Annotated in this window: 11 protein-coding genes and 1 pseudogene; 5 read left to right on the forward strand and 7 right to left on the reverse strand. The window is 72.3% G+C overall.

Translation table 11 applies throughout. The features are described 5' to 3' along the window. Positions 1–4 precede the first annotated feature (4 nt). Positions 5–1,759 (forward strand): acetyl/propionyl/methylcrotonyl-CoA carboxylase subunit alpha, encoded by a 1,755-nt coding sequence (locus Val02_RS39840; RefSeq protein WP_203904521.1) that lies wholly within the window; start codon positions 5–7, stop codon positions 1,757–1,759. Positions 1,760–1,771: 12 nt separating this feature from the next. On the opposite strand, the gene Val02_RS39845 is transcribed toward Val02_RS39840, so the two are convergent. Further along, positions 1,772–2,152, reverse strand: coding sequence for a YbjQ family protein (locus tag Val02_RS39845; protein ID WP_203904522.1), 381 nt, complete (start codon positions 2,150–2,152; stop codon positions 1,772–1,774). A gap of 18 nt (positions 2,153–2,170) precedes the next feature. Continuing rightward, positions 2,171–3,342, reverse strand: a pseudogene (thrS, locus tag Val02_RS39850) (threonine--tRNA ligase). Positions 3,343–3,558: 216 nt separating this feature from the next. Between thrS and Val02_RS39855 the strand changes: the two are divergent. Further along, positions 3,559–4,365, forward strand: a complete 807-nt coding sequence (locus Val02_RS39855) for an Fpg/Nei family DNA glycosylase (RefSeq protein ID WP_203904523.1) — start codon at positions 3,559–3,561, stop codon at positions 4,363–4,365. 10 nt (positions 4,366–4,375) lie between these two features. Next, a complete protein-coding gene (locus Val02_RS39860) occupies positions 4,376–4,888 on the forward strand; it encodes a 2'-5' RNA ligase family protein (RefSeq protein WP_203904524.1) in 513 nt (170 codons plus the stop codon). Here the strand turns inward: Val02_RS39860 and Val02_RS39865 are convergent. After that, the gene (locus Val02_RS39865; RefSeq protein WP_203904525.1) at positions 4,885–6,285 is read right to left on the reverse strand and encodes an NAD(P)H-quinone dehydrogenase; all 1,401 of its coding nucleotides are present in this window, start codon (positions 6,283–6,285) and stop codon (positions 4,885–4,887) included. The two genes, Val02_RS39860 and Val02_RS39865, sit on opposite strands and share 4 nt — an antisense overlap. 98 nt (positions 6,286–6,383) lie before the next feature. Between Val02_RS39865 and Val02_RS39870 the strand changes: the two genes are divergently transcribed. Then, a complete protein-coding gene (locus Val02_RS39870; RefSeq protein ID WP_203904526.1) occupies positions 6,384–6,839 on the forward strand; it encodes a gamma-glutamylcyclotransferase in 456 nt (151 codons plus the stop codon). A gap of 3 nt (positions 6,840–6,842) precedes the next feature. On the opposite strand, the gene Val02_RS39875 is transcribed toward Val02_RS39870, so the two are convergent. The 3 genes from Val02_RS39875 to Val02_RS39885 form a co-directional block, all read right to left on the reverse strand. Then, entirely contained in the window at positions 6,843–7,598 is a 756-nt protein-coding gene (locus Val02_RS39875) for an SCO6745 family protein (protein ID WP_203904527.1), read from the reverse strand. A 62-nt stretch (positions 7,599–7,660) separates the two neighbouring features. Beyond that, positions 7,661–8,911: a hypothetical protein gene (locus Val02_RS39880; protein ID WP_203904528.1), complete on the reverse strand. Its 1,251-nt coding sequence runs from the start codon at positions 8,909–8,911 to the stop codon at positions 7,661–7,663. Next, positions 8,901–9,530 carry an MBL fold metallo-hydrolase gene (locus Val02_RS39885; RefSeq protein ID WP_203904529.1) on the reverse strand — a complete coding sequence of 210 codons (630 nt, stop codon included), beginning with the start codon at positions 9,528–9,530 and terminating at the stop codon, positions 8,901–8,903. The genes Val02_RS39880 and Val02_RS39885 overlap by 11 nt, the downstream gene beginning before the upstream one ends. Before the next feature lie 105 nt (positions 9,531–9,635). On the opposite strand from Val02_RS39885, the gene Val02_RS39890 reads away from it, so the two are divergent. Continuing rightward, positions 9,636–10,565, forward strand: a complete 930-nt coding sequence (locus Val02_RS39890; RefSeq protein WP_203904530.1) for a DUF4349 domain-containing protein — start codon at positions 9,636–9,638, stop codon at positions 10,563–10,565. Here Val02_RS39890 and Val02_RS39895 read toward each other — a convergent pair. Continuing rightward, positions 10,562–11,827, reverse strand: coding sequence for an amidohydrolase (locus tag Val02_RS39895; protein ID WP_203904531.1), 1,266 nt, complete (start codon positions 11,825–11,827; stop codon positions 10,562–10,564). The two genes, Val02_RS39890 and Val02_RS39895, sit on opposite strands and share 4 nt — an antisense overlap. Positions 11,828–12,858 lie beyond the last annotated feature (1,031 nt).

The following is a 12,858-nucleotide window of genomic DNA, read 5'->3' on the forward strand; positions in this document are numbered from 1 at the left end:
CTCCATGCGCAAGGTCCTGGTGGCAAACCGGGGCGAGATCGCGGTCCGGGTGATCCGCGCATGCCGCGACGCCGGATTGGGCAGCGTCGCCGTGTACGCCGACTCCGACCGCGACGCCCCGCACGTCACGCTCGCCGACGAGGCCTACGGGCTGGGCGGCGACACGGCCACCGAGACGTACCTGCGGATCGGGAAGCTGATCGACGTGGCCGTCCGTTCGGGCGCCGACGCGGTGCACCCGGGCTACGGCTTCCTCTCCGAGAACGCCGACTTCGCCCAGGCCGTTCTCGACGCCGGCCTGACCTGGATCGGTCCCACCCCGCAGGCGATCCGCGACCTCGGCGACAAGGTCACCGCCCGGCACATCGCGCAGCGGGCCGGTGCCCCGCTGGTCCCCGGCACCTCCGACCCGGCGAAGGACGCCGACGAGATCGTCGCCTTCGCCGAGGCGCACGGGCTGCCGGTGGCGATCAAGGCGGCGTTCGGCGGCGGCGGGCGCGGGCTCAAGGTGGCCCGCACGATCGAGGAGATCCCCGCGCTGTTCGAGTCGGCGACCCGGGAGGCGGTCGCGGCGTTCGGGCGCGGCGAGTGCTTCGTCGAGCGCTACCTCGACCGGCCGCGCCACGTGGAGGCGCAGGTGCTCGCCGACACGCACGGCAACGTGATCGTCGTCGGCACCCGCGACTGTTCGCTCCAGCGGCGCCATCAGAAGCTGGTCGAGGAGGCGCCGGCGCCGTTCCTGTCGGACGAGCAGCGCGCCACGATCCACTCCTCCGCCAAGGCGATCTGCCGCGAGGCCGGCTACCACGGCGCCGGCACCGTGGAGTACCTGGTGGCCGCCGACGGGACGATCTCGTTCCTGGAGGTCAACACGCGGCTGCAGGTCGAGCACCCGGTGACCGAGGAGACGGCCGGCGTCGACCTGGTGCGCGAGCAGTTCCGCATCGCGGCCGGCGAGCCGCTGCGCCACACCGAGGACCCGACGCCGCGCGGGCACTCGTTCGAGTTCCGGATCAACGGCGAGGACCCGGGCCGCAACTTCCTGCCCGCGCCGGGCACCGTCACCGCGCTGCGCCTGCCCTCCGGGCCGGGCGTGCGGGTCGACGCCGGCATCGTCGAGGGCAGCGTCGTCGGCGGCAACTTCGACTCGCTGCTGGCCAAGCTGATCGTCACCGGCGAGACCCGCGAGGAGGCGCTGCAGCGGGCCGCGCGTGCGCTGGACGAGTTCGTGGTCGAGGGGATGGCGACGGCGCTGCCGTTCCACCGGGCGGTGGTGCGGGACGCGGCGTTCACGGCGTCGCCGTTCGACGTGCACACGCGCTGGATCGAGACGGAGTTCGTCAACGAGATCGCGCCGTTCACCGGCGGCGCCCCGGCGCACGAGCCGGAAGAGCGGATGACCGTCGTGGTCGAGGTGAGCGGCAAGCGGCTGGAGGTCTCCCTCCCCTCCGGTTTCGCCGGGGGAACCGGCACCGCCCCGGCCGCCGGCACCGCACGGCGTAGAAGGGCCGGTGGTCGTTCCGGTGCGGCCGGCGCCGCGGCCGGTGGCGACGCGCTGGTGAGCCCGATGCAGGGCACCATCGTGAAGATCGCGGTCAGCGACGGCGACGAGGTGTCGGAGGGCGACCTGATCGTGGTGCTCGAGGCGATGAAGATGGAGCAGCCGCTCAACGCGCACAAGGCGGGCACGGTGAGCGGCCTGTCGGCGGCGGTCGGCGAGGTCATCACCGCCGGCGCCACCATCTGCCTGCTGTCCTAGTGAGCAGGGCCGTCAGATCGGCTGCGGCTCGTAGACCTGGACCTCCAGGGTCAGCTGGTCGAAGTGCGCCTTGGCCTCGGGCGTGACCGGCACCGCGATGACGGCCGTCCCGTAGGCCACGATCTCCACCCCGGAACTGGTGAAGTCCCGGTTGTCGAAGCGCATCCCGAGGACCGCGGTGGCGCCGCGACGCTTCGCCGCCACGATCATCTGCCGGATGGCGCGGGCCCTGGTCTGCACCAGCACCTGCGCCATGTCGCCCTTGGCGCCGGTGCGCGGGGAGCGCAACCCCGACGCGAACGGGTTGCGGGTGGACGCGGTCACCCCGAGCACCTCGCCGAGCACCACCCGGATGTCATACCCGGGCAACGTATCCGTCGTGACAACCAACACGCGCCGAGCGTAGAACGGTTAAAGCGGCATTTCGCATGCTTTCACCAGGTAAGGCAATGCTTGCTCGCGTTCCTGCCCCCGCACCGAGGCACCGCCGGACGCGGCCTCCCGTTCGCCGATCACCGCCTGGAAGGGCACCCGGCGCTCCGCTGCCTGCCGGATCCGCGCTCCCAGGGTGCCGTCGTACCAGACCTCGACGCGTAGCCCCCGTTCGACCGCCCGGTCCGCGAACTCCCGCGCCGCGTCCGCCTGCCCCGGACCGACCGGCAGCACCACCGCCTGCACCGGCGCCACCAGGCGGGAAGCGCACCGTCGTGCACCTCCAGCAGGTGGGCCATGAGGCGTTCCATGCTGCCGAGCAGGCTGCGGTGCACCATCACCGGGCGGCGCCGTTCGCCGTCGGCGTCCACATAGGACAGACCGAACCGCTCCGGCTGGAAGAAGTCCACCTGGACGGTCGAGAGGGTCTGCTCCCGTCCGGCGGGGTCCACGATCTGCACATCGATCTTCGGCCCGTAGAACGCCGCCTCCCCCGGCTCCTCGTCGGCCCGCAGCCCCGCGCCGGCCAGTCCCTCGCGCAGCAGCTGCGCGGCGCGTTCCCACGGAAGCTCTTTGACGTATTTGTCACCGGCACCGGCGAGAGAGAGCCGGTAGCGCGCGGCCTCGATGCCCACGGCCCGGTGCGCCCTGCGGAGCAGGCCCAGCTCCCGCGCGATCTCGCCGGCAACCTGATCGGGACGGCAGAAGATGTGCCCGTCGTTGAGCGAGACGGCCCGCACCCGCGACAGCCCACCCAGGACACCCGAACGCTCCATGCGGTGCATCGGCCCCAGCTCGCCGACGCGCAGCGGCAGCTCCCGGTACGAACGCCCCCGGCTCGCGTACACCTGCGCGTGGTGCGGACACAGGCTCGGCCGCAGGAACAGCTCCCCCTCCCCGTCCGCCATCCCCGGGAACATCTCCTCGGCGAAGTGCGGCAGGTGGCCGGAGCGTTCGAACATCTCCCGTCTGGCCAGCGGCGGGGAGTACACGTGGCGGTAGCCGGCGCGGCGTTCGACCTCGTGCAGGTACGACTCGACGGCGTGGCGGGCGGCCGCGCCGTCCGGGAGCCAGATGGGCAGCCCCGCACCGACGAGTGGTGCGGAGTGGAAGTAGCCGAGTTCCCGGCCGATCCTGCGATGGTCCCTCATGACGCTCTCCTTGGCAGAGGGCGCCGCCGCACGCACAAGACCCCGGGCGGCGGGCGCCCGGGGTCTTGTGGAAGTCAGCTCACGCGACGACGACACCGGGTGGACCCGGCGTCGTCGTGCTCACGGCTGAACGCATGACATGAGGGTAGGGGCTTCTCCCGGCGGGGCGCACGCGCTTTATAGGGTCCTTGCGCTTACTTCGGAAGGGATGATCACGTGCCTGAGGGTCACACGATCCATCGACTCGCGTCGCGGCACCGGAAGCTGTTCGCCGGCAAGCCCGTGCGGGTCAGCAGTCCGCAGGGCCGGTTCGAGGCGGGTGCGAAGGCGCTCGACGGGCTGATGTTCACCGGTGCGCTGGCGCACGGCAAGCACCTGCTGCACCGGTACGAGGGCGACCGGACCGTGCACATCCACCTCGGGCTGTACGGCAAGGTGACGGACGGGGACGGGGCGCCGCCGGAGCCGTTCGGGGAGATCCGGCTGCGGATGTCCAACGACGCGCACTGGCTGGACCTGCGCGGCCCCACCGCCTGCGAACTGCTCGACCCGCCCGGCGTCGAGGCCCTCCTGGCCCGGCTGGGACCGGATCCGCTCAAGCGGGGCGCGGACTCGATCGCGGCGTTCGCGAAGATCGCGCGCAGCTCGCGGCCGATCGTCGCGCTGCTGATGGATCAGTCCATTGTGGCCGGTGCGGGGCTCATCTTCGCGACGGAGGCCCTGTACCGCGCGGGAATCGACCCGACCACGGCCGGCCGGGACATGCCCGCCGACGCGTGGCTTCCACTGTGGACGGACCTGCGCGCGCTGATGGCCGCGGCCGTCATCGCCGGCCGCATCGACACCGTGCGCGAGGAGCACACGCCGGAGGCGATGGGCCGCGAACCGCGCGTCGACCGGCACGGCGGCGAGGTGTACGTGTACCGGCGCACCGGGCAGCCGTGCCTGGTCTGCGGCACGCCGGTGCACCAGGACGCGCTCGGCGGCAGAAACCTGTACTGGTGCCCGACCTGCCAGTCGTAGCCTGTGCGGCATGGTCGCCGCGCTGGAGCTCTACCTCGACCACATCGCCGAACGCCGCGTGCGGGTGCTGTGGGAGGCGCTGGAGCGCGAGGGCGTCCAGTCGATGCGTGACCTGCTCGGCGGCCGGCACCGCCCGCACCTCTCGCTCGCCGTCGCCGACGAGCTGGACGCCGCGGCCGTCAAGGAGGCCCTCGACGGCTACGACCCGGCTCCGCCGCTGCGCGTGCAGTTCCTCTTCACCGGCTGGTTCGTCGGCCGGGTGCTGTGGCTCGGCGCGGCCCCCAGCGTCGCCCTGCTCGCCCACCAGGCCGAGGTGTGGCGGCGGCTCAGCGTGGCCGGGATCCCGCTCTCGGAGAAGTACACGCCGGGCGCCTGGGTCCCGCACTGCACCGTCTCCATGCGGGTGGCCCGCCCCCTGGTGACGGAGGCGACCCGGCGCTGCCTGGAGGTGCTGCCGATCACGGCCACGGTCCGGGCAGCCGCGGTGGCCGACCACGCCCGGGACCGCTACGACCGCCTCTAGGCGATCTCGTGGAGCATGAGCTGACGGGCGGCCTCCGCGATCGAACCGGTGAGCGACGGGTAGATCGTGATCGTGTGCGCCAGTTCGTCGACCGTGAGCCTGTTCTCCACGGCCATCGTGATGGGCAGGATCAGCTCGCTCGCCTTGGGCGCCACGACGACCCCGCCGACGATCGTCGAGGTCGCCGGCCGGCAGAACAGCTTGATGAACCCGTCCCGCAGCCCCTGCATCTTGGCCCGCGCGTTGCCGGACAGCGGCAGCATCACCGTGCGGGCCGGCACCTTCCCACTGTCCACATCGGACTGGGTGACGCCGACGGAGGCCAGTTCGGGGTCGGTGAAGACGTTGGCGGAGACGGTGCGCAGCTTCAACGGCGCCACGGCCTCGCCGAGCGCGTGCCACATCGCGATCCGCCCCTGCATGGCGGCCACGCTCGCCAGCGGCAGCACGCCGGTGCAGTCGCCCGCGCCGTAGATGCCGGGGACGTTCGTGCGGGAGACCCGGTCGACCGTCAGGTAGCCGCCGTCGCCGACACTCACGCCGTACTCGGTGAGACCCAGGTCGGCGGTATTGGGCACGGAGCCGACACACACCAGCACGTGCGAACCGCTGACCTGCCGGCCGTCGGCCAGCGTCACCACGACCCCGTCGGCGGTCCGCTCGGCGCCCTGGGCGCGGGCGCGGGAGAGGATGTTCATGCCGCGTTCCCGGAAAACCCGCTCGATGGCGCGGGCGGCGTCGGGGTCCTCGTGCGGCATGACGTGCTCGCGGCTGGAGACCAGCGTGACCGCGACACCCATGGCCAGGTAGGCGGAGGCGAACTCGGCACCGGTCACGCCGGAGCCGACCACGATCAGGTGGGTGGGCAGCTCGGTCAGGTCGTACACCTGCCGCCAGTCGAGGATCCGCTCCCCGTCCGGAACGGCCGTCGGCAGTACCCGCGGCGTCGCGCCGGTGGCGATCAGCACGGTCGTGGCGTCGATACTGCGGGCCGGCCCCTCCGCCGGAGTGATCTCCACCCGGTGGGTGTGACCGAGCGTATCCGCACCGAGACGCGCACGCCCCGCGACGACGTCGACGCCGGCCTTGACGAGCTTCGTACCGATGTCGGCGGACTGCGCCTGTGCGAGCCGTTTCACCCGCCGGTTGACCGATGCCGCGTCGACCGTCACCGAGTCGATGCCGCCCGAGCGGATGCCGAACTCCTCGGTGTCCCGATACCCGGTCACCACGTCGGAGCTGGCGATGAACGTCTTCGAGGGCACACAGTCCTCGAGCACGCAGGCCCCGCCGGGACCCGCCTCCTCGATCAAGGTGACCTCGGCGTCGAGCTGAGCGGCCACCAGCGCCGCCTCGTACCCCGCCGGCCCCCCGCCGATGATCACGACCCGGTTCACCTTTGTTGCCCCCTTTAGGTGCTTCCTCGCCGGACGATCACGCCCGACACGCTCCGTACTATTCTCCCCCATCGCCTCGCCCCGCTATCGTCATCGCCGTGCGTCTTTACGCCGCCTACGGCTCAAACCTGGACCCCGGGCGAATGCGGGCCTACTGCCCCCGTTCGCCGATGATCGGCATCGGCTGGCTGGAAGGCTGGCGGCTGACCTTTGCCGGCGAGGTCGAACTGGGCTGGGAAGGCTCGGTCACGACCATCGTCGAGGCACCCGAAGACCGCGTGTTCGTGGCCCTCTACGACGTTCATCCACTCGACGAGAAGCAGCTCGACGAGGTGGAGGGCGTCACGGCCGGGACGTACAACAAGCTGCACCTGCGGGTCGCCACGCTCGACGGCGACGAGACCGCCTGGGTGTACGTGTACAGCGGCTACGAGGGCGGCCTGCCCACCGCGTGGTACCTGGCGGAGATCGCCACCGCGGCGGAGAAGGCCGGCGCCCCGGCCGACTACGTGCAGCGGCTGCGCGACCGGCCTACCCGCACCGCGCAGCCGTAAGGCTCAGCCGACCTCGACGGGCACGTCGTGCACGATGTTCGACGCGCCCTCGATCAGGTCGACGAGCTCCATGCGCTCCTTGGCGTCGAGCACGCGGTACGCCTCACCGGCCACCCGGTCGGTGAGCGCCTCCGCCCAGGCCCGACGACGGATCAGCGGCTCGTAGGCCGGGTACGGCGGCTGCCACCCGAACGCCGTCGCGCCCGTCTCGCCCTCCGGCCCCGCCATGATCGCCTCGAGCGGCGTGAGGTTGCTGGCGCGGATGGCGAGCACGTGTGCCGCGCCGCGATGTTCCCGCAGCAGATGGGCGAGAACGGCGGCCCGGGCGCCCGGGGCGTCGTCCGGGATCGGCATGGCGCGCCAGGCGGCGAAGAGCGGCATCCCGGTCGCGTCGGCCGCGACGACCACGCGCTCGGCCAGCTCGACGAGCCGCTCCAGCCCGTAGTAGTCGGAGAGGTTCTCCCGGCCCCAGCGGCAGCACTCGCCGAGATTGTGCCCGGCGACCACCACCGGGTCGGCGACGGCGCGGGCCGCCTCCCAGCCGTCCTTGACGGCCTCCGGCGCGATGAACCCGAGCGCGGCCGCTACCGTGTCCGAGCGCACGTCACCGAGCGCGCCACCGCGCCCGGCCACGTAGAAGGCCCAGCCGGTCAGGCCCAGCTGACGCGCCTTCTGCATGGTGCGAGGATCATGGCCGAAGGCGCCGCCGAGCTTGAGGATGGCCCGCTTTGCGGCCGCCGCTGCCTGTTCCGGTGTCACAGGGCCTGATTCTGCCCCCCTGGCCCATTGATGTCATTGCCACCCTCCAGGTCCGTCATTCCTCACCCGTCCGGGTCGACCGCGGTGACCGCCGCCAATGCCGCCTCCACCCGACGTTTTGCCAGGCGAACGGCTTGTTCGGCGGCCGTGCGGGCGGCTTCGGCCTCGGCGAGGGCGGTGCGGGCGGCCAGCAGTTCGCGATGCGCGGCCTGCTGTTGACGGCGCAGGGCGGCGGCGCGGCGGCGTTCCTCGGCGCGCTCGGCGGCCTCCCGTTCCTTGGCGGCGCGGCGGCGGTCGGCGGCCTCCTGGCGCTCCGCGGCCTCGCGCTCCTCGGCAGCCTCCCGCGCGGCCAGGGCGGCTTCCCGGGCGGCCAGAGCGGCCTCCCGTTCGGCGAGGGCCGCTTCCCGCCCGCTCGCGGCCCTCGTGGCGCCGGCGGCTCGGCTCCCGCCGCCGGCCCCCGCGGCACCGGCTCCCGGGGCGCTGGTGGCTCTCGTGGGGCCCTTGGCGGGGGCGAGGCCGGGCGTGCGGGCCGTGGCGGCGGGTCCGGGCGCGCGGGACCGCGCAGCGGCCGGGTGCCGGCTCCCCGCGTCGACCACGACGAGGCCGCCCTTGGCCCGCCGCCGGCCCGGGGCGGGCGACTCCGGCTCACCGTCGTCGTCGCCGTCGTCGCCGTCGTCGTCGGCCCACTCGTCATCGCCGCCGTCCGGCTCGAAACCGCCGTCGTCCGGGTCGAAGCCGTCGTCGCCGTCGGGCGGCTCGGAGCCGTCGCGCTCCGGCGCGCCGTCGGGTCCGGGTCCGTCGGCGCCGCCCTGGACGAGGCGCAGCTGCGGGCGGGGCAGTTCGCCGAAGCCGTGGTACTCGATCGGCTTGACCAGCCGTCCCAGGCGAACCTGCTCGGCCACGTCGGCGTCGGCGAGCGCCGCCGTCAACGTCCCCTCCACCTCCGCCAGCGGGAGCGCGTCGCGCACGCCCCGCCCGGCCGCCACGGCGAGCGCGCGGCTCTCCCGGGCCAGCGTGCCGACCAGTTGCCGGCGGCGCACGCTCAATTCACGCAGGTCGCCGCCGCGCAGGTTGCGCTGGGCGGCGCGCAGCTCGGCGGCCAGGCCCATCAGCTCGGTGATCAGGTCGGGGCGCTGGTGCGCGAGCAGGTTCACCAGCCAGGCGCCGACCGTGGGGCGGCGCAGGCCGGCGATCCGCTTGGCGAGGTCGCGGTCCCCGGCCGCCCGCGCGGCGCGCACCGACTCGTCCCGCGCGGCGGTGAACTCCTCCGGCGGCAGCGCGTAGAGCCGCGCCGCGACCTCGTCAAGCGTCAACGCTCTCCCCGGCGCCCAGGCGGGCGTACTCGCAGTGCGCCAGGTGGGTGAGCGCGCCGTCGTACACCTTGCTCGCTACGTCGTTGTGCAGCCCGTCGTGCAGCGCGAACGCCCGCCGCGGCTTGACCTGCCGGATGAACTCCACGGACTCGGACAGCTTCAGCCACGGCCCCGAGACGGGCACGAACAGCGTCTCCACCACCGCGTCGGTCGGCACGTCGAACGAGTCGCCCGGGTGGTACACGCCCTCGACGAAGAAGCCGAGGTTGGCCACCCGCGGCAGGTCGGGATGGATCATCGCGTGCAGCCCGCCGTAGGTGCGCACCGGGAAGCCGGCCGCCTCGAAGTCGTCGCCGGCCACCACCTCGGTCACGACGTCGCGCAGGTCGCCGAGCTTCGGTGTCACCTCCGGATGGGTGAACACGCGCACGCTCGGCCGGGCGGCCAGCGCGTCGGTCAGCTTCGCCACGTCGAGGTGGTCGAAGTGTTCGTGCGTGATGAGCACCGCGTCGACGCCGTCGAGGGCCGCGGACTCCGACAGGGCGCCGGGGTCGATCACCAGCACCGCACCGTCGCGTTCGAGGCGCACACACGCGTGCGAGAACTTGGTCAGCTTCATTCGTGACCTCCGCGCTGTCCAACCGTGACACGGCCGGCGGAACCTCGGCATCCCCACCGGCGTCCGACCCGGCACGACAACCGCAATCTACCCCTGGGAGTACCCATGCGAAGCGGACGTTCACTGCGGCTCGCGGCGAAACTCGTGACGGCCGGTGTGCTGGCCACGCTGGCGCTCACCGGGTGCGGAGCGGACTCGAAGGACAGTGCCCAGCAGTCCTCGGCGGGCGCGCCGATCGAGGCGGACAAGCCCGACGACGCGGCCGGTGCGGGTCCGGCCCAGGGCGGCAACCAACCGGCCGGGGTGCCCTTACCCGAGCAGCTGCCCGACTCGGAGCGTTCGATCGTCTACAAAGGAACGTTGAACGTCCAGGTGTCCGATGTGGACAGTAAGGCGACCGAGGCGGTTTCCCTCGTGCGGGCGGCGGGCGGGTTCGTCGGCGCGGACCGGCGCAACAAGGACCAGATCGTGTCGACGGCCAACCTCACGCTGCGGGTGCCGCGGGACCGGTTCGCCGAGGTGCTCGACCGGCTGGCGAAGCTCGGCACCGAGACCAACCGCGACGTGTCGGCCGAGGACGTCACCGCGCAGGTCGTCGACCTCAACTCGCGCATCGCCACGCAGACCGCAAGCGTCGAACGGGTCCGCGCCCTGCTGGCCCGCGCCGAGTCGATCGGCGAGATCGTCACGCTGGAGGCGGAGGTCGCCAAGCGCGAGGCCGAACTGGAGTCGTTGAAGGCGAAGCTGAACAAGCTCGCCGACCTGACCGCCCTGTCGACGATCACGCTCATGCTCAGGGGCCCGGAGCCCGACCCCTCGATAACGGCCAACAACGGCTTCCTCGCCGGGCTGAAGGGCGGCTGGGAGGCATTCACCGGCTCGCTGACGGTGCTGACGACCGTGCTCGGCGCGCTGCTGCCGTTCGTGGTCGGGCTGGGGCTGCCGATCTGGCTCGTGGTGTACCTGCTGCGCCGCCGCCGGGATGCGCGAAGGCTCCCGGCGACCGAAGCCACCGGGAGCCCGCGGAACTCCTAGAAGGCGCCCGCCTGCAGGGCGGCGAGGGCGGTGTGCACCATCACCCGCACGCCGTAGCCGATCGAACGCTCGTCGACGTCGAACGCCGACTGGTGGATGTCGAACTTCACGTCCGACCCGGGGATGCCGACGCCGAGGCGGATCATCGTGCCCGGGACGTTCTCCAGGTAGAACGAGAAGTCCTCGCCGCCCATGCTGATCTCGGCCTCGACGACCCGCTCGGGGCCGAGGGCCGCGCCGGCGGCACCGGCGATGATCGCGGTCGCGAGCCGGTCGTTGATCACCGGGGGAACGCCGCGGATGTAGTCCACCTCGACGTCCGCGCCGGTGCTCGCCACCACGCTGTGGACCAGCTCGGTCACCAGCTCCGGGGCCTCGCGCCAGGCGTCGCGGTTGAGCACCCGCACGGTGCCGCGCACGACGCCCTCGCCGGGGATCGTGTTGGCGGCGTCGCCGGCCTTCACCGCGCCCCAGACCATCGAGATCCCGGCCCGGGCGTCCACGCGGCGATCCAGCAGCGACGGAACGTCCACGATGACCCGTCCGAGCGCGTGCACCAGGTCGGCCGTCAGATGCGGGCGGGCAGTGTGCCCACCGCGTCCCTTCACCCTGACCTCGACCTTGTCCGCGGCGGCCGTGAACGGCCCGGAACGCACACCGACGAGCCCGACCGGCAGCTGCGGTGCGCAGTGCAGCGCGAAGATCGCGTCGACGTCGCGCAGGCCGCCGGCGGCGATCACCTCGGGCGCACCGGAGGGCATCTGCTCCTCCGCCGGCTGGAACAGCAGCCGCACCCGCCCGGGGAGCTCGTCCTTCTCGGCGAGCTGCGCGAGTGCGAGTCCCGTGCCGAGCAGCACCGTGGTGTGCACGTCGTGCCCGCAGGCGTGACATACACCGTCCACAGTGGAGCGATACGGCACGTCCTTGGTGTCGGGCAGCGGCAGCGCGTCGAGATCCGCGCGCAGCGCGATCACCCGGTCGCCGGAACCGATGTCACAGATGACGCCGTTGCCCTTCGGAAGCATCCGTGGGCTGAGTCCGGCCTTCTTGAGCTCCCTGGCGACCAGCGCCGCGGTCTCGAACTCCTGGTTCGACAGCTCGGGGTGGGCGTGCAGGTGCCGGCGGACGGCGACCAGCTCCGCGCCCCGGGAGGCGAGCCAGCGGTCGAGCTGCCCGGGCAATGGATCGGCCCCGGGAGGAGTCTCGGGCCAGGACGACGTCAGCGAAGTGCCCGTACTGGGCACCGACAGCGCACTCGTCACGGTGAGTTCTCGTTCTCGCTCGTCTTGAGCAGCGCGCCCCGTGCGCGCCCCGGACAGCCTAGCCCCGTGGTGGTAACGGAGCGCAACATCATTCTCGTGATCAGTGGATCGCACTGGGTCACAAATCGCCTGGTGAGAGCCTTTTGTGGTTGCCGGCGATGCCAGTGTCGCATTTTTCCGCGCCGGCATGTGCCCCCACACCTCCTACAACGTGTTACGGACGGCGTAGTCACGGCATCTTCATTCGATCGTTACGCCGGGTCAGCCAAAATGGCGGGCTCACCGGCCAAGATGCCCGAGGAAGGACGCAGCGTGACGACTCGATACGCAGGCTGGCACGACCTGGGGGGTTCTCGCCGTACACGCCGTCCGTCACCTCCGTCCGGGAGCGACCTTGTGCTTTGCGCACAAATAAAACATCTTGTCGCATATATCCGGCCGCGGTCGGCAACGCATCGCCGGTCACCCGTTGACGTTCAACATTCCCGATCCGCGCTGGCCTAATCTTCCGACCCGATCTGTACCTTTGTCGCGAATTTGCGAAAAATGCTCCGGTCCCCTTTCGGGGACATCCCGCCGCCACGGCCCACCACACATTCGCATCCAACGTTCGGACGGACTGCCCTCGCCCGTCAGCCGGGCACGCGACACGGTCGGCATCGATGTGCGACCCGCCGGTGCGACCCGGGCCGACGCCGTCTAGCTGTGAGGAGCGGGGGGCCGCACGATAGGGTGGACCGACTCAATCGCCCCCTCCTGCGACGGTGCACAAGCCAGTGACGATGACGTGGCCCGGCGACTCCCCCGCCCCCGGTTCCCCGGCACCAGCCGGTGCGCGACCCGGGGGTTCTTCCAGCGCACCCGCGCCCGGCGCCGGTCAGGTCCCGCAGCGGACCTCGCCCTCGTTGCGCGCGCTGCACGCCGAGACCGTGGCGGGCGGCCTGCCGGCTCTGCCCGGTGAGGCGCCCGAGATCGCGCAGCCCGAGCAGGTATCCGACAGCTCCGCGGCGGCCGCACCGGCCGACCCGCCG

Source organism: Virgisporangium aliadipatigenens, assembly GCF_016863615.1.
GTDB classification, from domain to species: domain Bacteria; phylum Actinomycetota; class Actinomycetes; order Mycobacteriales; family Micromonosporaceae; genus Virgisporangium; species Virgisporangium aliadipatigenens.

What these genes read in the sequence shown, in the direction of transcription:
- Val02_RS39890 (WP_203904530.1), top strand. Translation starts at nt 9,636, where the DNA reads ATGCGAAGCGGACGTTCACTGCGGCTCGCGGCGAAACTCGTGACGGCC.
- Val02_RS39885 (WP_203904529.1), bottom strand. Translation starts at nt 9,530, where the DNA reads ATGAAGCTGACCAAGTTCTCGCACGCGTGTGTGCGCCTCGAACGCGAC.
- Val02_RS39840 (WP_203904521.1), top strand. Translation starts at nt 5, where the DNA reads ATGCGCAAGGTCCTGGTGGCAAACCGGGGCGAGATCGCGGTCCGGGTG.
- Val02_RS39860 (WP_203904524.1), top strand. Translation starts at nt 4,376, where the DNA reads ATGGTCGCCGCGCTGGAGCTCTACCTCGACCACATCGCCGAACGCCGC.